This window comes from Modestobacter sp. SYSU DS0511, assembly GCF_054050755.1.
Map to the genome: position 1 here is coordinate 34,735 of NZ_JBJGZY010000027.1, position 19,613 is coordinate 54,347.

The following is a 19,613-nucleotide window of genomic DNA, read 5'->3' on the forward strand; positions in this document are numbered from 1 at the left end:
GCAGGCCCCCCGCTGCCCCGTGCCTCGCCCAGCGGTGATCAGGTGACCTGATCACCGGCTGTCCCCCCGCACCAGCATCGGTGCGGGAGGACAGCCATTGGTGCGGGAGGACGACGTCCGGTTCGTCGTACCGCCCGGCCAGGATGTCCGGCGTGGACCAGCGACCGATCCGCCGCATCAAGCCCGACCGCACCGCGCCGCCCACCGCCGAGCAGCGGGCCCGCTGGCCGCTGACCGTGCCGGCGGTCGCCCAGCTCGTCGACGAAGGGCTGGAGCTGCCCGCCGGTGCGCTGGTGCTGGTCGGGGAGAACGGGTCGGGGAAGTCGACGGTGATGGAGCTGCTGGCGGTGACGCTCGGGCTCAACCCGGAGGGTGGCTCGGCGAACGCCCGGCACCGCACCCGGCCCAGCGAACCGGAGTCGCTGGGGCTGCTGGTCGAACGCAGCCCGGGCGCCTCCCGCTGGGGCTACTTCCTGCGCGACGAGACGTTGCACGGCCTCTACACCTACCTGGAGTCCGTCGGCGGCGGCCCGGCCTTCCACGAGCTCTCCCACGGCGAGGCGTTCCTCGAGGTGCTTACCAGCCGGGCCGGTGGCGAGGGCACCTACCTGCTCGACGAGCCGGACGCTGCGCTGTCCTTCGGCGGCAGCCTGACGCTGGTGTCGCACCTGCTAGCGCTGGTCGACCGGGGCGCACAGGTGGTCGTCGCCACCCATTCACCCGTGGTGGCCGCACTGCCCGGCGCGGCGCTGCTGGAGGTCGGCGAGTGGGGGCTGCGGCCGGCGGTGTGGTCGGAGCTGGAGCTCACCGCCAGCTGGCGTCAGTTCCTGGCCGCCCCGGAGTCGTTCCTGCGGCACCTGCGCTGACCCGCCGGCATCGTGTGACGCGGCCCACTCCCCCGGCGCGGGTGTCCGGCGTGGACGGCGCGGCCCCGCGCAGCGCATCATTGGCAGTCGCCGGGGTCGAGTGCCAGCCCGGCCACGAGACGAGGAGCTCCCAGCACCGTGCCCACCTACCAGTACGTCTGCACCAACCCCGAGGTCAAGCACGAGTTCGAGCGCGTGCAGTCCTTCAGCGACCCGGCGGTCACGACCTGCCCGGAGTGCGAGGCGCCGGTGCGCAAGGTCTACGGCTCGGTCGGCGTCGTCTTCAAGGGGTCGGGCTTCTACCGCACCGACAGCCGCAGCGGCAGCAAGGACGGCGGCAGCGGCAGCAAGGACGGCGGCAGCAGCACCTCGACCGCGAAGAGCGGCGACTCCGGTTCCAGCTCGACGAACAGCTCCAGCTCCACCACCAGCTCCTCGGGGTCGAGCAGCAGCACCTCCGGCTCGGCCAGCAAGGCCGCCAGCTGAGCTGACGCCGGCGGCTCACGCCGACCGTCGTCCACAGCCGGCCGCTCCGTCCCCAGGTCCCGGCGCGACGGCGACAGCCGCTCGCGCCGGGGCGACGCTGGGTGGGTGATCCGCCTCCACCGCCCGCGCTCACCCGTCCACCTGCTCCGTCAGGCGGCCGCCGCCGCGCTCGCCGGGCTGGCCCTGGTGCTGGCGCTCCAGCCGGCACCGGCGCTCCCGGCGGAGCCGGTCACCGTGCCGGTCGTGGTGGCCGCCACCGACCTGCCGACCGGCGCGGCGCTGACCGCCGACGTGCTGGCCGTCGCCCGGCTGCCGGGCACCGCAGCGCCTGCGGGGGCGGCCGCCGAGCCGGGCGCGCTCGCCGGGCAGGTGCTGGCGTCCCCGGTGCGCGCCGGGGAGCCGGTCACCGACGTCCGCCTGGTCGGGCCCGGCCTGTGGTCGGCCGTCCCCGACGGTCAGGTCGCCGCCCCGGTCCGGCTGGCCGACCTCGCGGTGGCCACCCTGCTGCGCCCGGGCGACCGGGTCGACGTGCTCGTCACCGCCGGTGCGGGGGCCGAGCCGGCGGTCGAGGTGGTCGCCACTGACGCGCTCGTCGTCACCACCCCGGCGCCGTCCGGAGACAGCCCGCCCCCGCCCGACTCGGGGCTGCTGGTGCTCGCCGTCGATCCCGACACCGCCGGGCGGCTGGCCGTCGCCGCGGCCACCGGGACGCTCACCGTCACCCTCGGCCGGCCGTGACCGCGAGCCGGTGCCGAACTCACGAGGCGGGGTGCTGGAACGGCCTCTGGACGAGCTCCTCGCTCAGTCGCTGCCCCAGTGCGGCGGCCGGTCCTCCAGGTAGCGGCGGTCCCCGTCGTCGGGGTCGGTCAACCGTTCGCCCCAGCCGACGTCGCTGTCGTCCGGCGCGCGGTCGGGCCGCGACGGGTGCACGGCGGGCCGTGGGGGCTGAGCGGGCTGCTCGTCGGGTCCGGTCACGCCCCGAGCGTAGGTCGGCCGGGTCAGCCCACCGGCCGGCCCAGGCCCTCCAGCACCTCCGCGCCCGGCAGCGCGGCGAGCACCGGCCCGGGCACGGCGAGCTTGCTCCCCCGGGTGCCCGAGCCGATCACCACCAGGTCGCTGGCGGCCACGGCGGCGTCGACCAGCACGGGCCAGCCGGCCGGCAGCCCCACCGGCGTGATGCCCCCGTAGGCCATGCCGCTCTCGGCGACGGCGACGTCCTGGGGGGCGAAGGACGCCTTGCGGGCCCCCAGGTGCCGGCGGACCAGTCCGTTGACGTCGGCGCGGGTGGTGGCCAGCACCAGGCAGGCGGCCAGCGTCGTCTCGCCCCCACGCCGGGCGGCGACCACCACGCAGTTGGCCGAGGCGGCCAGCGGCACCGAGTAGGCGTCGGTGAAGTCGGCGGTGTCGGCAGCGCCGTCGTCGATGGACGCCACCCACGCCGGGCCGACCAGCGCCGGGAGGGCGGCCGCCACCGGTGCGGCCAGCAGCTCGGGGTGCTCGGCGGCGGGCAGCCAGCTCAGCGTGCCCAGGGACGGTGCGACGTCGGCCATGCCCCCGATCGTGCGGCACGCCCCGGCCCGCTGAACGGCCGGGGTGCTGCGGTCGGTGGCCGGACCACCGCTGTCGCCGTCCGGAGCGGCCGGGAGAGGATGCGGTCATGATCGGTCAGCTGCACTCGGTGGTCATCGACGCGCCCGACGCCCACGCCCTGGCGACCTTCTACGCCGGGCTGCTCGGCATGGAGGTGCACGGCTCCCCCGGCGACGACTGGGTGACCATCACCGGCGCCGGGTACCGCATCTCCTTCCAGCAGGCCCCCGACCTGGTGCCGCCGGACTGGCCGGACCCGGCCCGCCCCCAGCAGTTCCACCTCGACATCCGGGTCGCCGACATCGACGTGGCGGAGCCGCAGGTGCTCGAGCTGGGCGCGCGACGGCTGCCCGGCGGTGGCGGGGACTTCCGCGTCTACGCCGACCCGGTGGGCCACCCGTTCTGCCTGGTCTGGGACGCCCCGTGACGCCGGACCTGACGAACACGAGCGCCTTCGTCGCCGCCAGCGGGCTGGAGCTCGCCGAGGTCAGCGGCGCCCGCGTCACCGGCTCGGTGGAGCTGGGGCCGCAGCACCACACCCCGTGGGGCGTGGTGCACGGCGGCGTCTACTGCACGATCGTGGAGGGCGCTGCCAGCGTCGGTGCCAGCCTGGCGGTCACCGAGCGCGGCCAGTTCGCCGTCGGCGTCAACAACAGCACCGACTTCCTGCGCCCGATGACGGCCGGCCGGGTCGAAGTGCTCGCCGAGCCGGTGCAGCAGGGGAAGACGCTGCAGCTGTGGCTGGTCACGATCACCCGCGCCGACGACGGCAAGGTCGTCGCCCGCGGGCAGGTGCGGCTGCAGAACGTGCCGCTGCCGACGGCGTGACCGCTTCGGCGGACCAGGCCGTCGCCGCTGCGGTCGCCGCGGCCCGGCAACACGGGGTCCGGGTCGAGGAACCCGCCCTGCTGTCCTGGGGCGTCAACGCGGTGGTGCACCTGCCGCCGGCGCCGCTGGTGGCCCGGGTGGCGGTGTACACCCCGCTGCTGCGCCCGCGGATCCGCGAGCCCTTCGCCCGGGAGGTGGCGCTCGCGACGGCGCTGGCCGCGGCGGGCGCAGCGGTGGTGCCACCATCGGACCTGCTGCCGCCTGGTCCGCACGAGCACGACGGGCTCACCGTGTCGTTCTGGCGACATGTCGATGTGTCGCCAGAACGACCCACCCCCGAGCAGGCCGGCAGATCACTGGCCGAGCTGCACGAGGTGCTCGCCGCCCTGCCGCCGTTGTGGGACGGCTCGCCGCTGGACCGGCCACTGGCGGACCTGGATGTCTTCCTGGCCTCCGGCGCCGACCTGGGTGCCGATCCGACGGCGCTGCACACGGCCGGCGACCTGCTGGCCGCGCTGGGGCCGCGGCTGATCGGCGAGGAGATGACCCTGCACGGCGACACCCACCCCGGGAACGTGCTCGTCACCGGCGAGGGGCTGCGCTGGACCGATCTGGAGGACACCTCACGCGGCCCGCGCGCCTGGGACCTGGCCAGCCTGCGCGCCACCGGCCGGCTCGACGGCCGGGCGGCGCTGGACGCGATGCCCGACCCGGTGGGCGACGCCGAGCTCGCGCCTTTCCTGCAGCTACGGCAGCTGTACTCCGCCGCCTGGCGGTTCGTGCACGCGGCGCGCGAACCGGCCGACCTGCCCGAGGCGCGGCAGCGACTGGCCGCCGCGGTCACGGAGGTCGGCGCCGGGCTGCGGTGACGCCCGGGGTCAGTCCTTCGTCGCGGCGATCTGGATGAGGTTGCCGCAGGTGTCGTCGAGCACCGCCGTCGTCACCACGCCCATGTCGGTGGGCGGCTGGGTGAACCGCACGCCCAGCGCGGCCAGCCGTTCGTACTCGGCCGCCACGTCGGCGACCGCGAAGGAGGTGAACGGGATGCCGTCCGCGACGAGCGCCTCCTTGAACGGCCGGGCGGCCGGGTGCTCGTCGGGTTCGAGGAAGAGCTCGACGCCGTCGGGGTCCTCGGGCGAGACCACGGTCAGCCAGGAGTGCTCCCCGAGCGGGATCTCCCGCTTCGGCACGAAGCCGAGCACCTCGGTGTAGAAGCGCAGCGCCTTCGCCTGGTCGTCGACCAGCACGCTCATGACGTTGATCCTCATGGGTCCTCCTCCGGGTGGGGATCCGTCCACCGGCGCGTGAGCTCGCGCAGCGGCGCCGGGTCCAGGTGGTGGAACGTGTAGCGGCCCTCGCGCCTGGTCCGGACGAGACCGGCCGACGTCAGGACGCCGACGTGCTGCGAGACCGCCTGCCTGCTCGACCCCAGACCGTGCTTGGTGGCGAGCCGGGCACAGAGCTCGAACAGCGTCTGCCCGTCCCGGTCCGTGAGCTCGTCGAGGATCGCCCTGCGCGTGGGATCGGCGAGCGCCTTGAAGACGTCACCGGACACGTCACCCACGGGACGAGACGTTAGGCAAGCAGCGACTTGCCTGTCAACGGGTGCTCACGCCGCAGCTCCCCCGGGACGGCGTCGGGGTCGAGCACCACCCGGAACAGCGCCCGAGGGTCCTGCAGGGTCGCGGGCGGGCGGGCCGCCGCCCGCGGCACCACCCGGTCGAACCGGGCCGCCCGCCGGTGCGGCAGCAGCTCGCGGCCGGCGAAGGCGTAGTCGCCGACCACCTCGCCCAGCAGCAGCCCGGCCCCGTGCTCGACGGGCAGCCCGACCAGGTCACCGGGGCGCACCTCGTCGAGGAAGGCCGACAGCTGCCGCAGGTCCTTGGCCGGGCGCCGGCCGGAGAGCTCCTTGGACAGCGCGCGCAGCTCGGCCGGTGACATCCCGGTCGCGTCGACGTCGACGCCGGACTGGGTGCCCAGCCCCACCACCCCGGTGGCCAGCGCGGCGCCCAGCTCGTTGTGCGCCCGTGGCCGCACCACCCACACCGGCACGCCCTCGGGTGCCGGGGTCGAGGGCACGTCGTCCGCGCCGGGCCACTTGTAGGGCAGATCATCGGGGTCGGCGGGGAAGCGCGCGCGGTAGAACCCCGGGTCCTTGGCCAGCAGGTTCGACCGGTGCGACAGGTGCAGCTCCTCGTCGCCCACCCAGCTGGGCAGCAGCCCGGCCGCGGCCGCCTCGTCCTGGCTCATCCGCGCCGCGTCCGGGGCGAACTCGCTGATCAGCGTCTCGGTGCTGTCGGCGAAACCGCGCTCGCGCCAGACCCGCACCATCGCCAGCGCGTAGACGACCAGCCCCGCCGTGTGCCCCCGCCACATGGTGACCACCGGGTGGTTGGCCCAGCCGTAGTCGGGCAGCTCCAGCGCGCGCAGCACCTGCAGGCACTCCACCCGCTGCTTGCCGAGCCGGGGGTTGTCCAGGAGCCGGGCGGACTCGGTGAAGTCGGCGACCGGCAGGAAGGTCTGCATCACCGCCCATCCTGGGTCAGCGGCGCCCAGCCCGCCGGGTCAGCGCAGCCGGCGGGCCAGCTCGGGCAGGACGACGCCGAGGGGCGCATCGACCCGGACGGTGGCCTTGGCGTCGCCGCGGGTCGGGCCGGAGTTGACGATCCCCACCGGGATGCCGCGCTTGGCCGCGGCGATGACGAACCGGTAGCCGCTCATCACGGTCAACGACGAGCCGAGCACCAGCAGCGAGCCGGCCTGCTCGACCAGCGCGAAGCAGGCGTCCACCCGGTCGCGCGGCACGGTCTCGCCGAAGAAGACGACGTCGGGCTTGAGCGGACCGCCGCCGCAGGCCAGGCAGTCGACCATCACGAACCCGTCCAGCGCCTCCTCCGGCAGCTCGACGTCGCCGTCGGGGTTCACCTCGTCGGTCACCTCGGGCCGGAACCCGGGGTTCACCGCCCGCAACCGGGCATCGAGCGCCGCCCGGTCGGCGACGTCCCGGCAGGCCAGGCAGACGGTGCGGTCCAGCCCGCCGTGCAGCTCCACGACGTCCCGGGCGCCGCCGGCCTGGTGCAGCCCGTCGACGTTCTGGGTGATCACCGGGCCCAGCGCACCGGCGGCCTGCAGACCGGCGACGGCGACGTGCCCCGCGTTCGGCCGCGCCCCGGCGATCTGCCGCCAGCCTATGTAGCTGCGCGCCCAGTAGCGGTGCCGCCCCCGCGGGTCACCGGTGAACGTCTGCCAGGTCATCGGCGTGTGCCGCCGCAGCGAGCCGGTGACGCCGCGGTAGTCGGGGATGCCGGAGTCGGTGGACAGCCCGGCGCCGGAGAGCACCAGCGCACCGCCGTCGGTGAGCAGGCCGGTGAGCTCGTCGAGGCCGTCGACGACGGGAGGTGCTGCGGTCACCGCACCATCGTCCCCGCCGGAGCCCCGGCGCGCCCGTGCCGTTCAGCCCGTGCCGTTCAGCCCGTGCCGTTCAGCCCGTGCCGTTCAGCCCGTGGTGGCCAGCACGCCGCCGTCGACCAGCAGCGCGGTGACGGCGGCGGCGTCGACCGCCGGGGCGAACAGCCAGCCCTGCGCGGTGCGGCAGCCGAGCCGCAGCAGTGCGTCGCGCTGCTGCTCGGTCTCCACGCCCTCGGCGATCACCGCCATGCCCGCGGCCTCCGACAGCGCCAGCACCGCACGGACGATCCCGGTGCTCAGCCCGGCGTCGTCCCCGTCGGAGCCGAGCCCGGCGACGAAGGACCGGTCGATCTTCAGGGTGTCGACCGGCAGGTCGCGCAGGTGGACCAGGTTGGAGTAGGAGACGCCGAAGTCGTCGAGGACCAGGCCCACCCCCGCGGCGCGCAGCCGGTGCAGCTGGGCGAGCTGCCCGGCGGTCTTCTCCAGGCTCTCGGTCACCTCCAGCCGCAGCGAGCCGGCGGGCACGCCGTGCCGCTGCACGGTGGCCAGCACCCGGTCGACGAACGACGGGTCCTCCAGCTGGACCGCCGAGAGGTTCACCGACGCCCGCACGTGGTCGGCGTCGGGCAGGGCGCGCCAGCGGGCCAGCTCGCGGCAGGTCTGCTCCACCACCCAGTCGCCGATCGGGCCGATCGCCCCGGTCTCCTCGGCCAGGGGCACGAAGACGTCCGGGGGGACGTCGCCGAAGCCGGGGTGCCGCCAGCGCAGCAGCGCCTCGACCCCCTCGAGCCGCCCGTTGGCCAGGGCGACCATCGGCTGGAAGACCACCCGCAGCTCGCCGCGGGCCAGCGCGCCCTGCACCTCCTGGCGCAGCGAGAGCCGCTGCACCGACCGCTCGGCAGCGGCGGCGTCGAACACCTGCACCCGCCCACGCCCGGCGCGCTTGGCCTCGTACATCGCGGCGTCCGCGTCGCGCAGCAGGTCGCTGACGGCCGCCGCGCCGGCCCGGTCGCCGAGCGCACCGCCGATGCTGGCGCCGATCCGGACCAGCTCGTCATCGAGGGAGAACGGGCGGCGCAGCGCGCCCAGCATGCGGTCGCCGACGGTGGCCAGCGCGGTCCGGTCGGCGGCGTCGTCCAGCACCACGACGAACTCGTCACCGCCGAGGCGGGCCAGCAGGTCACCGGGGCGGAGGCACCCGCGCAGCCGGTCGGCGACCTGGCACAGCAGGTCGTCGCCGGCCTCGTGGCCGAGCCGGTCGTTGACCGCCTTGAACTCGTCCAGGTCGCAGAAGAGCACCCCCACCGGCCCCGTCCGCGGGCCGGTCAGCCGGTCGGCCAGGACCTGGCGCACCAGCGCCCGGTTGGCCAGCCCGGTGAGCGGGTCGGAGGTGGCCTGCAGCCGCAGCTCGTCCTCGAGCCGGCGGCGCTCGCCGACGAACCGGGAGGAGAGCACGGTGCTGCCGGCGTCGCCGGGGGCGACCGCCAGCCGGGTCTCCACCCAGGCCCAGGCATCGGTGCCCTGGCGCAGCCGGTGCTCGACGCTGCTCACCTCCGGGCAGGCGGCCAGCGCCTCCCGGACGACGGCGCGGTCGTCGGGGTGCACCCGGTCCAGCCAGTTGGTGCCGACCAGCTGCGACGGACCGGCACCCAGCCCGCGGGCGTAGGACGGGGACGCCCAGCGCACCGTGCCGGCCCGCTCGACGACGGCCACCAGGTCGCTGATCGCGTCGGTGAGCACCCGCAGCCGGGACTCGCTCTCGGCCAGCGCGGAGTACAGCCGGGCGTTGACCAGCGCGGCGGCGACGTAGCCGGCCAGCAGGCAGGCGGCGTCGACCGCGGCGGAGGTGAACGCCCCGGGTCGGGGGTCGACCGCGTACAGCAGGGCCACCGGCTCGGCGTCGACGACCACCGGGATGCACAGCAGCGCCCGGCCCTGACCGCGCAGGTGCCCGGGCAGGGCGCCGGGGCCGGTGGCCATGTCGTGGATGACGTGCGGCTCGCCGCGGCAGGCCGCGGGCCAGGCCCGCAGCTCCTGCACCGGGCGGGGCCACTGCGCGGTGTCGTCCTCGACCCACTCGGCCGTGGCGGTCATCGCCGCCATGCCGTCCTCGACGGTGACCGCGCTGGTCCAGGGGGCGCCGCTGATGGTCGCCAGGATCCGGGCCGCCTCCTCCAGCAGCGGCTGGCGATGGAGCTGACGGGTCAGCCGCGAGCCGGTGGTGGCCAGCCGCTCCACGGTGCGCCGACGGTCGGCGTCCTCCAGGGAGGAGCACAGCCGCTGGGCGACCGCGCGCAGCATGAGCAGGTCGCCCGGGCCGAGGCCCGACGGGGTGGAGAAGAGCAGGAGCAGGGCCGGGCCGGGCCGGTCGCCGGTCGCGACCGGGACGTGCACCACCTGCTGCACGGCCACCCCGGCCACGACCGGCGGGCGGGTGCCGGCCGGCACGGACCAGGCCGCCGGGGTGCGGGCGGTGAACAGGTCGGCAGCGCCGGGCAGCTCCGGCAGGGCGACGGCGTGCTGGTCGCCGAAGCCGCAGGCGGCGGCGACGTCCATCCCGTCGGACCCGATGCGGCCCCAGAGCACGAGGTCGGCGGAGAACACCTCCGACAGGGCCTCGACCGCACGGGCGGCCAGCTGCTCGGGGGGCCCGCCCTGCCCGATGACGTCGAGCATGCGGACCAGGCCTGCGGAGTGCCGGTAGGCGTCCTGGGCGGCGGACTGCGCCTGGGCGACCATCGCCCACAGCTCGCCGGTCTCCGGCTCCGCCGCTCCCGAGCTGCCGCGCCACCGCAGCCGGGGCAGCGCAGCGGGGTCGGCGGTCACAACGCCAGCGCGGTCAGGGTGGCGTTGTGCACGCCACCGGCGCCGCGGGAACGGGAGAACTCGCCGTAGGTGTAGAGACCGAACGCGGTGGCCTCGCCCGCCGCGCGCTGCAGCCGGGAGATCTCCTCGCCGATGGCGTCCCCGAGGATCGTCTGCCGTGCCGCGCAGTCGAAGGTGAGCAGCACCTGCTCTCCCCCGGTGCCCAGCGCGCCGGCGACGACGTCGTCCACGACCGAGAGCAGGGTGGGCTGCTCGGCGCTCATCACCTGGACGGCGGCGAAGGTGGGCACCGGCTCCAAGCAGCTGAGGTCACCGGAGTCGGCGAGGAAGACCGCCCGCACCAGGTGCGACCCGTCGGGCTCGAGCACGCCGAGGGCGTAGGAGCTCTGCACGACCGCCTCGGACCGTCCCCGCTGCCGCGCCTCGTCGAGGTCGATCGCCTCGGCGTAGACGGTGGCGCCCGGGCGACCACCGATCTCGTGGATGACGGCCCGCTCGGCGTGGGTGACCAGCTGCGGCGGCCCGACCGGTATCCAGCCGTGCGCGGTGGCCACGCGCAGCGGGCGCGGGGAGGCGATCCACACACCGACGGCGACGTCGGTGCGGGCGGTGTCGTCGATCAGCACGCTGGTGCTGGTCAGTTGCCAGTCGTCCCCGGCGACCCCGCCGACGATCGGCACGCTGGCCCCGGCCGCCCGGTGCGCCCCGGCGACGACGGACTGCTGGCCGCCGACCAGCCCGTCGGTGAGCAGCAACAGCGCCGCGTGCGGCAGGTCGTGGTCGCCGGTGCCGGCGCGCGCGGCGCGCACCACCTCGGCGCCGACCTCGGTGGGCCTGGTGCTCATGCCCTCGGCCCAGCCGACGCCGAAGCGGTAGTCGCCGCCGGCGAGGACCAGGACGGCGACGCCGGTGCCCGGGCCCGCGACCTGCGCGCCCGCGAAGTGGCCGCAGCTGGTGGCGCCGACGAGCGGCGTGTCCCCGGTCACCGAGCGGATCCCGGAGAGCAGTTCGGCGAGGTCGTAGCGGACCGAGGCGTACACCAGCACGAGCGCGGGGCTGCCCGACGGCAGGCCGGCGACCGCCGCGGCGGCGGCGCTGCGGCCGGCCACGGCCGCGCTCGGGTCCGAGCTGAGCCCGGTGCCGTGCTGGAGAACGCTCACCGGAGTGTTGTCGACAGGTCGCGGCGGCTCCCTGACGGCACCTCATCCCCAGGAGGGAGGCGGGCTCAGCCGTTGGTGACGGCCTGCTCCAGCCGGTCGAGCACCGCGGTGTGGATGCGGCCGAGCCCCTTCGGCGCGAAGGCGCGCTCGAAGAAGCCACCGATGCCACCGGCGCCGGTCCAGGTGCTGCTCACCCGGACCGTGCTCACGCCCTCGTCGGCGGGCCGGACGCTCCAGGTGGTGATCATGCTCGAGTTGGCGTCGGTCTCCACCAGTGAGCCGTCGGGCGCCTCGCTGACGGTGACGTCCTGCACCCGCACCCGCTTGGACGTGGCCTGCAGCCGCCAGTGCGCACGGGTGCCGGCGCCGTTGCCGCCGGCGTCGACCCGGTACTCGCTGTACTGCTCGGGGAGGATCCGCGGGCGGGTGACGGCGTAGTCCGCGAGCGCGGCGCGCACCTGCTCGGCGGGCGCGCGGACGATCCGTTCGGTGGTGGCGACGACCTGACCCATGCCGGCCATCCTCCCCTGCCGGGTCAGGTCCCGCCGAGTCCCTCCTCGGTGTTGAGGTACTGGCAGCGGAACCGCGCGCCGGCCATCGCCTCGGTGAAGCGCGCCTCCCACAGCGGGTCGCGCGCCGGGAAGCTCTCGAAGACCCGCTCCTCCAGCACCTCGGGCCGCCCGTCCGGGCCGGTGCACGCGCGGCGGAGCAGCACCCGGGTGACCCCGTCGACCTCGTCGTGGGCGGTGGTCCAGCGGGCCGTGGCGATCGCCTGCGCCCGCAGCGCCCGGTCCCGCTCGGACAGCGCCGGTGGGCCGGCCGAGCTCCGCAACGCCACCGAACCCCAGGCCGCGATCACGGCGAGCAGGGCGAGGATCACGACGACCGCGATCACCGCACCCATGCCTGCACGGTAGTCAGCCCCAGCGGCCCACGCCCCCCGCTCAGTCGCCGGTGAGCTCGGGGACGACGACCTCCCCGACCCGCTTCTCCACGTGGCGCCGCGTCTCGGCGTCGAAGACCCGGGCGAACTTCTCCCGGGGGCGGTGCACCAGCGGACCGGTGTTGTCGCCCTTCCAGGTCTCGAAGTCCTTGATCAGCCCCTGGGCCGCACCGGCCCGCCCGGCGACCATCGCCGGGTCGTAGGGCAGCCCGACGTCGGCGCAGGCCGCGCGGAGCACCTGGTCGGGGTGCTGGGCCAGCCGCGCGTAGGACAGCACCGTGTGCCCGGGCCGGCCGCGGTGCTCGGCGGTGATCGCGACGCACTCGGCCCACAGGTCCACCGCCTGGTCGACGGTGTAGGTGCTCCCCCACCCCGTGGAGACCGAGTGCAGGCTGGCCACGACGTCGGCCCCGTCGCGCAGGATGTGCAGGAAGCGCGCGCCGGGCACCAGCTGCTCGATCCGGTCGATCGCGTAGAGGTTGGCCGGGGTCTTCTCCACCCAGGTGCGCCGGCCGTGTGCGCGGGTGACCTCCTCCGCCGTGGCCAGGAACGCCTCGGCCACCGACCGCCCGGCCGCGGGCTCCGGCCAGCGCATCGCCGGCCGGCCGAGGAAGCCGGCGATCTCCGGCAGGTCCCGCGCCAGGTCTGGTGCGATCAGTGCGTCGAGGTCGGTCGGCAGCCGGTAGAAGAAGTGCGTCTCCGGGAACGCCTGCACGTCCGGGTGGGCGGCGAGGAAGGACTGCAGCAGCGTCGTCCCCGAGCGCGGGCAGCCGACGACGAACAACCGCGGCAGGGGCTCCAGTGGCACGGAGGGTCATGCTCCCGGGCGGCCGACCGAGCCGCCAGGCGAAGGCGTTCGCCATCAGCGTCGGACAGCGGTCGACCACGGCAGTGCCCCCGGCAGGATTCGAACCTGCGGCACACGGTTTAGGAAACCGATGCTCTATCCCCTGAGCTACGGGGGCGGCGGCGTCCATCCTGGCATGCGGCCCGCCCGCGCCCGACGAGGCGCGGGCCCGGAAGGGTGAGGGGCCCGACGGCGTCGCCGTCGAGCCCCTCACTGCTGCCGCGCCGAGCGCGGCGGACGATCAGCTCTGCAGGGAGTCCACGAAGTCCGGGTTCTCCTCGAGCCAGGCCTGGACGGCCTCGTCGTACCGGCCCTCGCCGTACTCGTTGACGACCATGTTCTCCAGCGAGCCGTACTGCTCGTCGGTCAGGGAGAAGTTCTCCATCATCGACGCGACGTCGGCGCAGTCGTCGGAGAAGCCCTCACGGGCCAGGGTGTGCAGCCCCTCGGCGTCGCCCAGCGCACCCTGCGGGTCCTCGAGGTCCTTGACCGGGAACTCGCTGTTGGCCCAGAACGGCCGCCACAGGGTGACGACGATGTCCTCGTCGGCCTCGGTCGCCGACTGCAGCTCGGCGAGCATCGCCGTCGTCGAGGACTCCACCAGGGTGTAGTCGCCCTCCAGCCCGTAGGCCGGCATGACGCTCTCCCTCGTCGTCCGGGTCAGCCCGGCGCCCGGCTCGATGCCGACGATCCGGCCGCCGAACATGTCGGCGTTGCCGGCCAGGTCGGCGATCGAGGAGATGTCGGTGTACTCGGGGACGGCGAAGGTCAGCTTCGCGCCCTCGTACCAGGCCCCGAGGTCCTCGAGCTGGTCGCCGTACTCGGCCATGTAGTCGGCGTGGGTGACCTCCGACCAGGCGGAGGGGTACACGTCGACGTCGCCACCGGCCAGGCCGGCGTAGAGCGGCGCGGCGTCGGCGATCTCGGTCATCTCGACCTCGATGCCCTGCTCGTCGAGGATCCCGTCCCACAGCCAGGCGATGCTCAGCCCGTCGGTCCAGGACGGGATGAAGCCCAGGTTCACCGACTCGCAGGCCGCGCCGCTGGTGGCGCCGCCGTCCGCGGTGGCGTCGGTGTCGCTGTCCCCGCCGCAGGCGGTGGCGGTGAGGGCGACCGCGGCCAGGCCGGCGGCGATCCGGGTGGTGCGGGTGGTCAGGTGCTTGTTCATCTCATCCTCTCGTACGGGTGCCGGTCGACTGCCCCGGCACCACTGGTGCTCCGGTCCGCGGAGGGCTCCCACGAGGTGGGGGCCCGTGCGGTCACCGGGCAGGTTCGGTTCGGGAGTTCTGGTCACCGCCGCCGGCCAGCGGCGCGTCGACGCCCCGGCTGTTGGCGACGGGGCTGGTGGCGACGCTGCCACCGCGGCTGAGGAAGGACGGGAAACCGGAGAGCCGCCCACGGCGCTGGCCGAGTGCACCGGTCAGCCGGTCCAGGTAGACGGCGAGGATGACCACGGCGAGGCCGGCCTCGAAGCCCAGTCCGATGTCCAGGCGGGAGATGCTGGTGACCACGACGCTGCCCAGGCCGCCCGCGCCGATCAGCCCGGCGATCACGGCCATGGACAGCGCCAGCATGATCACCTGGTTGATGCCGGCCATGATCGTGGGGAGCGCCAGGGGAAGCTGCACCCGGCGCAGGATCTGACCGGGCGGGCTGCCGAAGGCGTGCCCGGCCTCGACGAGTTCGGGGTCGACCTGCCGGATGCCGAGCTCGGTGAGGCGCACGCCGGGCGGCAGCGCGAAGATGATCGTGGTGACCAGGCCGGGGACGACCCCGATGCTGAAGAACGTCACTGCGGGGATCAGGTAGACGAACGCGGGCATCGTCTGCATGAAGTCCAGCACCGGCCGGACGACCGCACTGACCCGCTCGCTCCGTGCGGCCGCGATCCCCACCGGTACGCCGATGACGACCGCGGCGAAGGTGGCCACCAGGATCAGCGCCAGCGTCTGCATCGCCGGCTCCCAGAGCTCCAGGCTGATGATCACCAGCAGGCCCACGAGCGACACGACGCCGAACCGGACCGACCGGACGACGGCACCGAGGACGGCGAACAGCACGGCCAGCGCGATCGCCGGCAGGAGCAGCAGCGCGTCGGCCAGCCCGTCGACGGCGGTCCGGGTCACGGTGCTGATCCCGTCGAAGACCGGCTCGAAGTTGTCCCTGAGCCAGTCGAACGCGGTGTCGATCCAGTCGCCGAGCGGGATGCGGGGCAGCAGCTCGCTGTCGGACCCGCTGTCGGTCGCTGCGCGCACGGACGTCTCAGCCACGGGGGTCCTCCTTCGTCGCGGCGGGGGTCGCCGGCCCCGGGCGCGGCGGCTCGGCGGTGGCACCACCGAGCGCGGCCAGCACCGCGGTGGGCGGGACGACGCCCAGGAGTCGGTTGGTGTCGTCGACCACGGCGACCGGCTGCTGGTCCTGACCGGCGGACACGAGCAGGTCGGCGAGGCGCGTCTCCGGTCCGACGGTCACCGACGGGCGCACGGCCCCGTTCAGGGCAGGCTGCCCGGCATCGACCGCGGCCTGGGCTGCCCGGAGGCCGACCGTCCCGGTCAGCTGACCGAGCCCGTCGACCACCAGGGCCGCGGAGGCGCGCTGGGCGTGCATCGCGTCCAGCGCGGCCGCCGGCGAGGCGACCTGGGGCACCACCACCGGGGCAGGCGCCATCACGTGCTCGGCGGTGAACACCCGGCCGCGGTCGACGTCGGCGAGGAACGAGGCCACGTAGTCGTCGGCCGGCTGGTCCAGGATCTGCTCGGGGGTGCCCAGCTGCACCACCCGCCCGTCGCGCATGACCATGACCCGGTCACCCAGCCGCATCGCCTCGTTGAGGTCGTGGGTGATGAAGACGATGGTCTTGCCCAGCCGGGACTGCAGGTCCAGCAGCTGGTCCTGCATCTCCCGGCGGATCAGCGGGTCCAGCGCGCTGAACGCCTCGTCCATGAGCAGCAGGTCGGTCTCCGCGGCGAGCGCGCGGGCCAGGCCGACCCGCTGCTTCATGCCGCCGGAGAGCTGGTCGGGCCGGGCGTCGGCCCGCTCCGCCAGCCCCACCTCGGCCAGCGCCTCGCGGGCCCGGGCGTGGCGGGTGCGGCGGTCGACACCGCGCACCTCGAGGGCGTAGGCGGCGTTGTCCAGCACGGAGCGGTGCGGGAAGAGCGCGAAGTGCTGGAAGACCATGCTCATCCGCTCCTGGCGCAGGCGGCGCACTCCGCGGGCGTCCAGGGAGGTCAGTTCGGCGTCCCCGATCGTCACCCGGCCGGCGGTCGGCTCGAGCAGTCCGTTGAGCATCCGGATCAAGGTCGACTTGCCGGAGCCGGAGAGCCCCATCACGACGAAGATCTCGCCCGGCTCGACGGTGAAGCCGACGTCGACGACGGCCGGTGTCGCGCCCCGCTCCCTGACCTCGGCGACGGACGCCCCCTCCTGGAGCCGGCGCACCGCTTCTGCGGGACGCCGACCGAAGACCTTGAACAACCCCTCGGCATGTATCGCGGGCACGATCACCTCTCGTCGTCGGACGAACCCGGCCGCCGGGCGGGACGCAGCTGGGCGCGCCGCTCCGGGAACGACGTCGAACGCCTCATCATCCCGCCGGACGCGCCGCCCTGGTCGGGCGAGCAACGCCTGGCGACGCGGCTCCGGCGCATCGGGGGACGCCGCGAGCGCTTCCACCCGCCTCACGCGACGCCGGCCGACGAGCCGGGGGCGGGAGGACCCGCCATCTCGGTGGAGGACGTTAACAGTGGAGCTGGTCGGAAAATGCACGAATGGCCCGGTCGAGCCATTCTGTTATCGGCCCGTGACGCCCGGGCGATGTGGCGGACGACACTGCACCGGCGGGCGAGTCGGCCCTCGGGACGCCCCCTGAGAGCCGAGCGGCACCCCGCTGACCAGTACCGATGGGCTGACCGCGACACGACCGACTCGTGCCGGAACTGGGTCACGCACGGTTTGCGAAGTGTTTGCGATGTTCATGCGATCGCAAAGAATGTGCTCGTCGCCATTCTCACCGGGTGACCGGATGGGACACCGGGCGCGCCTGGTCCGGGCACTCCCCACCCCTGCGCGGCGCAGCCCCGCCACGCCCGGCGCGCGCCGGAGGGAACGCCACGGCGGTCCAACTCGTCGGAGGAGATGCAGGCGACAACGTGTTGTGACCGCTACCTTGTCTCAGCACGCAACGAGCCCCGGCAACGGCGCCGGTGGCGCGGGAGGTGGAGAGCAGATGGACATCACGGTGGTGGACGTCCCCGAGAAGGGGCGGTTCGAGATCCGCGACGGGGAGCGCGTCGTCGGCCTGGCCAGTTACCACGTCGACGGCGGCTCGATGACCCTGCCGCACACCGAGATCGATCCGGCGATGGGCGGCCGCGGCCTGGGCACCCGCCTGGTGCGCGACGTCCTCGTCGCCGCCCGGGACCGCCGGCTGACCGTGCTCCCCTACTGCTCGTTCGTCCGCAAGTACCTGGTCGAGCACCCCGAGGAGCTGGACCTGGTCGCCGAGGACGACAAGCCGACGTTCGGCCTGGCCACCGCCGACCACTGAGCGCACCCCCGCTGTGACCCTGCGGTGAGCCAGGGGCGTCCCTAGGCTCGGCCGGGTGCCCACCGCGCTGCTCTGGTTCCGCCGCGACCTCCGGCTGGCCGACCACCCGGCACTGCTCGCGGCGCTCGACGCGGCCGGGCCGGGCGGTGACGTCGCACCCGTCTTCGTCTTCGACGACCGGCTGTGGGGGCCGTCGGGAGCCCCGCGCCGGCGGTTCCTGCTCGACTGCCTGACCGACCTGCGCGAGCAGACCGGTGGCGCCCTGGTGTTCCGGTCCGGGGACCCGGCGCGGGTGCTGCCCGCGCTGGCCGCCGAGGTCGGGGCGTCGAGCGTGCACGTCACCGCCGACGCCGGCCCCTACGGCCGCCGCCGCGACGCCGCCGTCGAACGGGCGCTGGGCGAGGCGCCGCTGGTGCGCACCGGCTCCCCGTACGCCGTCACCCCGGGCCGGGTGGTCAAGCGCGACGGAACGCCGTTCCAGGTCTTCTCCCCGTTCGCCCGCGTCTGGCGGGAGCACGGCTGGCACTCCCCCGCCGCCCGCCCGGACGGCGTCCCCTGGACCAGCGGCCTCCGGTCCGAGGAGCCTCCCCCGGCCCCGGACCTGGACGGCGTCGCCCTGCCCCCGGCCGGGGAGGCCGCGGCGACCGCGGCCTGGCACCGGTTCCGCGACGAGCGGCTGCCCGGCTACGCCGAGGGCCGCGACACCCCGGGCACGAACGGCACGAGCCGGCTGTCGCCCTACCTGAAGTACGGCGGATGATCGTCGCCTCGTTCCTGGTCAAGGACCTGCACCAGGAGTGGACCCTCGGCGCCCGCTGGTTCATGCAGCACCTGGTCGACGGCGACCTCGCCAGCAACCAGCACGGCTGGCAGTGGGTCGCCGGCACCGGCACCGACGCCTCGCCGTACTACCGGGTGTTCAACCCGACCACCCAGGGCAGGAGGTTCGACCCCGACGGCACGTACGTGAAGCGCTGGGTGCCCGAGCTGCGCGGTCTGGACGTGAAGCACGTGCACGAGCCGTGGACGGCGCCCGGCGGCGTCCCGGCCGGCTACCCCGAGCCGATCGTCGACCACGCCCACGAACGTCTGGTCGCCCTGGACCGCTACACCCGCGCCACCCGCCGCTGACCCTCCCATGGCAGACGGTGCCCGGTCAGGTGAAGCTGGACGGCGTGATCGTGCGAGGTGCCCGTGCCTGAGGGCCACACCCTGTTCCGGCTGGCGAAGGAGCAGGACGAGCTGTTCGCCGGCCGCCCGGTGCACGTCACCAGCCCGCAGGGCCGGTTCACCGCCGGCGCCGAGCTGCTCGACGGCCGGGTGCTCGACGAGGTGACCTCCTACGGCAAGCACCTGTTCGCCCGGTTCGGGCCGGACACCGTGCACGTGCACCTGGGCCTGTACGGGAAGTACACGACCGGCACCGGCACGCCGCCGCCCGCCAAGGGGGCGCTGCGGATGCGCTGGGAGGGCGACGGCCCGGACGGCGCCGGGGTGTGGACCGACCTGCGCGGCGCCACCGTGTGCGAGGTGATCACCGAGCCGGAGGTCACCGCGATCCTCGGCCGGCTCGGCCCCGACCCGCTGCGCCGCCGGTCGGACCCGGGGAAGGCGTTCGCCCGGATCAGCCGGTCGAAGACGCCCATCGGTGCGCTGCTGATGGACCAGGAGGTGCTCGCCGGTGTCGGCAACGTCTACCGCGCGGAGATCCTGTTCCGGCACCGGGTGAACCCGTTCCGGCTCGGCAAGGACGTCGACGAGGCCACCTGGGCGGCGATGTGGGCGGACCTGGTGAAGCTCCTGAGGGCCGGCGTCCGCGAGGGGCGGATCGTCACCACGGAGCGGGCCGACCGGCAGCGCAAGCGGGGCCCGGCCGAGCTCGCCGACGCCCACTACGTCTACCGGCGCACCGGGCTGCCCTGCCGGATCGACGACACCGAGATCCGCACGCAGGAGATGGTCGGCCGCAACCTCTACTGGTGCCCCACGTGCCAGGCGGTGTAGGAGTCAGCCCCGATGGACAACGCCGAGCCGGCCGCGGACCGGCACGATCACCCAGCGCCGACCGGACGCCAGTCGTCGGGCGGGTCCGCCCCCCCCCCGGCCCCCGCCC

Annotated in this window: 24 protein-coding genes and 1 tRNA gene; 10 read left to right on the forward strand and 15 right to left on the reverse strand. The window is 74.8% G+C overall.

Features of this window, described 5'->3' with window-relative positions; genetic code table 11:
• Nucleotides 1–152 precede the first annotated feature (152 nt).
• The 3 genes from ACI783_RS14040 to cpaB all read left to right on the forward strand — a co-directional run bounded on the left by ACI783_RS14040 (nucleotide 153) and on the right by cpaB (nucleotide 2,090).
• A complete protein-coding gene (locus ACI783_RS14040; RefSeq protein ID WP_457141010.1) occupies nucleotides 153–866 on the forward strand; it encodes an AAA family ATPase in 714 nt (237 codons plus the stop codon).
• 138 nt (nucleotides 867–1,004) lie between these two features.
• Nucleotides 1,005–1,352 (forward strand): FmdB family zinc ribbon protein, encoded by a 348-nt coding sequence (locus ACI783_RS14045; RefSeq protein WP_457141011.1) that lies wholly within the window; start codon nucleotides 1,005–1,007, stop codon nucleotides 1,350–1,352.
• Between the two features lie 105 nt (nucleotides 1,353–1,457).
• Nucleotides 1,458–2,090 carry a Flp pilus assembly protein CpaB gene (gene cpaB, locus ACI783_RS14050; protein WP_457141012.1) on the forward strand — a complete coding sequence of 211 codons (633 nt, stop codon included), beginning with the start codon at nucleotides 1,458–1,460 and terminating at the stop codon, nucleotides 2,088–2,090.
• A gap of 63 nt (nucleotides 2,091–2,153) precedes the next feature.
• Here the strand turns inward: cpaB and ACI783_RS14055 are convergent, their stop codons facing one another.
• Both ACI783_RS14055 and ACI783_RS14060 read right to left on the reverse strand, forming a co-directional pair.
• The gene (locus ACI783_RS14055; protein ID WP_457141013.1) at nucleotides 2,154–2,327 is read right to left on the reverse strand and encodes a hypothetical protein; all 174 of its coding nucleotides are present in this window, start codon (nucleotides 2,325–2,327) and stop codon (nucleotides 2,154–2,156) included.
• Between the two features lie 23 nt (nucleotides 2,328–2,350).
• Nucleotides 2,351–2,902, reverse strand: a complete 552-nt coding sequence (locus ACI783_RS14060; protein ID WP_457141014.1) for a YbaK/EbsC family protein — start codon at nucleotides 2,900–2,902, stop codon at nucleotides 2,351–2,353.
• A gap of 107 nt (nucleotides 2,903–3,009) precedes the next feature.
• Here ACI783_RS14060 and ACI783_RS14065 point away from each other — a divergent pair, with 107 nt between their 5' ends.
• The 3 genes from ACI783_RS14065 to ACI783_RS14075 are packed head-to-tail and all read left to right on the forward strand — an operon-like array spanning nucleotide 3,010 to nucleotide 4,639.
• The gene (locus tag ACI783_RS14065) at nucleotides 3,010–3,369 is read left to right on the forward strand and encodes a VOC family protein (protein WP_457141015.1); all 360 of its coding nucleotides are present in this window, start codon (nucleotides 3,010–3,012) and stop codon (nucleotides 3,367–3,369) included.
• Nucleotides 3,366–3,770 (forward strand): PaaI family thioesterase, encoded by a 405-nt coding sequence (locus tag ACI783_RS14070; RefSeq protein WP_457141016.1) that lies wholly within the window; start codon nucleotides 3,366–3,368, stop codon nucleotides 3,768–3,770. Before ACI783_RS14065 ends, ACI783_RS14070 begins: the two co-directional genes overlap by 4 nt.
• Complete coding sequence (locus ACI783_RS14075; protein ID WP_457141017.1) at nucleotides 3,767–4,639, forward strand: phosphotransferase; 873 nt, start codon at nucleotides 3,767–3,769, stop codon at nucleotides 4,637–4,639. The genes ACI783_RS14070 and ACI783_RS14075 overlap by 4 nt, the downstream gene beginning before the upstream one ends.
• Nucleotides 4,640–4,648: 9 nt before the next feature.
• Here the strand turns inward: ACI783_RS14075 and ACI783_RS14080 are convergent, their stop codons facing one another.
• The 13 genes from ACI783_RS14080 to ACI783_RS14140 all read right to left on the reverse strand — a co-directional run bounded on the left by ACI783_RS14080 (nucleotide 4,649) and on the right by ACI783_RS14140 (nucleotide 16,458).
• Nucleotides 4,649–5,038 (reverse strand): VOC family protein, encoded by a 390-nt coding sequence (locus tag ACI783_RS14080; RefSeq protein WP_457141018.1) that lies wholly within the window; start codon nucleotides 5,036–5,038, stop codon nucleotides 4,649–4,651.
• The gene (locus tag ACI783_RS14085) at nucleotides 5,035–5,334 is read right to left on the reverse strand and encodes an ArsR/SmtB family transcription factor (protein ID WP_457141019.1); all 300 of its coding nucleotides are present in this window, start codon (nucleotides 5,332–5,334) and stop codon (nucleotides 5,035–5,037) included. Before ACI783_RS14085 ends, ACI783_RS14080 begins: the two co-directional genes overlap by 4 nt.
• A gap of 11 nt (nucleotides 5,335–5,345) precedes the next feature.
• On the reverse strand, nucleotides 5,346–6,296 hold the full coding sequence (locus ACI783_RS14090; RefSeq protein ID WP_457141020.1) for an MSMEG_6728 family protein: 951 nt from the start codon (nucleotides 6,294–6,296) through the stop codon (nucleotides 5,346–5,348).
• A 39-nt stretch (nucleotides 6,297–6,335) separates the two neighbouring features.
• Nucleotides 6,336–7,181 carry an NAD-dependent protein deacetylase gene (locus ACI783_RS14095; RefSeq protein WP_457141021.1) on the reverse strand — a complete coding sequence of 282 codons (846 nt, stop codon included), beginning with the start codon at nucleotides 7,179–7,181 and terminating at the stop codon, nucleotides 6,336–6,338.
• Between the two features lie 84 nt (nucleotides 7,182–7,265).
• A complete protein-coding gene (locus ACI783_RS14100; protein ID WP_457141022.1) occupies nucleotides 7,266–10,004 on the reverse strand; it encodes a putative bifunctional diguanylate cyclase/phosphodiesterase in 2,739 nt (912 codons plus the stop codon).
• Complete coding sequence (locus ACI783_RS14105; RefSeq protein WP_457141023.1) at nucleotides 10,001–11,164, reverse strand: FIST signal transduction protein; 1,164 nt, start codon at nucleotides 11,162–11,164, stop codon at nucleotides 10,001–10,003. Before ACI783_RS14105 ends, ACI783_RS14100 begins: the two co-directional genes overlap by 4 nt.
• 65 nt (nucleotides 11,165–11,229) lie before the next feature.
• Nucleotides 11,230–11,676 carry an SRPBCC family protein gene (locus ACI783_RS14110; protein ID WP_457141024.1) on the reverse strand — a complete coding sequence of 149 codons (447 nt, stop codon included), beginning with the start codon at nucleotides 11,674–11,676 and terminating at the stop codon, nucleotides 11,230–11,232.
• Nucleotides 11,677–11,699: 23 nt separating this feature from the next.
• Complete coding sequence (locus ACI783_RS14115) at nucleotides 11,700–12,068, reverse strand: hypothetical protein (RefSeq protein WP_457141025.1); 369 nt, start codon at nucleotides 12,066–12,068, stop codon at nucleotides 11,700–11,702.
• 40 nt (nucleotides 12,069–12,108) lie between these two features.
• Nucleotides 12,109–12,915, reverse strand: coding sequence for a sulfotransferase family protein (locus tag ACI783_RS14120; protein ID WP_457141026.1), 807 nt, complete (start codon nucleotides 12,913–12,915; stop codon nucleotides 12,109–12,111).
• An 84-nt stretch (nucleotides 12,916–12,999) separates the two neighbouring features.
• A tRNA-Arg gene (locus ACI783_RS14125) sits at nucleotides 13,000–13,072 on the reverse strand.
• A gap of 123 nt (nucleotides 13,073–13,195) precedes the next feature.
• A complete protein-coding gene (locus tag ACI783_RS14130; protein WP_457141027.1) occupies nucleotides 13,196–14,122 on the reverse strand; it encodes a glycine betaine ABC transporter substrate-binding protein in 927 nt (308 codons plus the stop codon).
• A gap of 91 nt (nucleotides 14,123–14,213) precedes the next feature.
• Nucleotides 14,214–15,224 carry an ABC transporter permease gene (locus ACI783_RS14135; RefSeq protein ID WP_457141028.1) on the reverse strand — a complete coding sequence of 337 codons (1,011 nt, stop codon included), beginning with the start codon at nucleotides 15,222–15,224 and terminating at the stop codon, nucleotides 14,214–14,216.
• Nucleotides 15,217–16,458 (reverse strand): quaternary amine ABC transporter ATP-binding protein, encoded by a 1,242-nt coding sequence (locus ACI783_RS14140; protein ID WP_457141029.1) that lies wholly within the window; start codon nucleotides 16,456–16,458, stop codon nucleotides 15,217–15,219. Before ACI783_RS14140 ends, ACI783_RS14135 begins: the two co-directional genes overlap by 8 nt.
• Nucleotides 16,459–17,179: 721 nt before the next feature.
• On the opposite strand from ACI783_RS14140, the gene ACI783_RS14145 reads away from it, so the two are divergent.
• The 4 genes from ACI783_RS14145 to ACI783_RS14160 all read left to right on the forward strand — a co-directional run bounded on the left by ACI783_RS14145 (nucleotide 17,180) and on the right by ACI783_RS14160 (nucleotide 19,504).
• On the forward strand, nucleotides 17,180–17,500 hold the full coding sequence (locus tag ACI783_RS14145) for a GNAT family N-acetyltransferase (RefSeq protein WP_457141030.1): 321 nt from the start codon (nucleotides 17,180–17,182) through the stop codon (nucleotides 17,498–17,500).
• Nucleotides 17,501–17,555: 55 nt separating this feature from the next.
• The gene (locus tag ACI783_RS14150) at nucleotides 17,556–18,260 is read left to right on the forward strand and encodes a deoxyribodipyrimidine photo-lyase (protein ID WP_457141031.1); all 705 of its coding nucleotides are present in this window, start codon (nucleotides 17,556–17,558) and stop codon (nucleotides 18,258–18,260) included.
• The gene (locus ACI783_RS14155; protein ID WP_457141032.1) at nucleotides 18,257–18,631 is read left to right on the forward strand and encodes an FAD-binding domain-containing protein; all 375 of its coding nucleotides are present in this window, start codon (nucleotides 18,257–18,259) and stop codon (nucleotides 18,629–18,631) included. Before ACI783_RS14150 ends, ACI783_RS14155 begins: the two co-directional genes overlap by 4 nt.
• 63 nt (nucleotides 18,632–18,694) lie before the next feature.
• On the forward strand, nucleotides 18,695–19,504 hold the full coding sequence (locus ACI783_RS14160) for an Fpg/Nei family DNA glycosylase (protein ID WP_457081482.1): 810 nt from the start codon (nucleotides 18,695–18,697) through the stop codon (nucleotides 19,502–19,504).
• Nucleotides 19,505–19,613 lie beyond the last annotated feature (109 nt).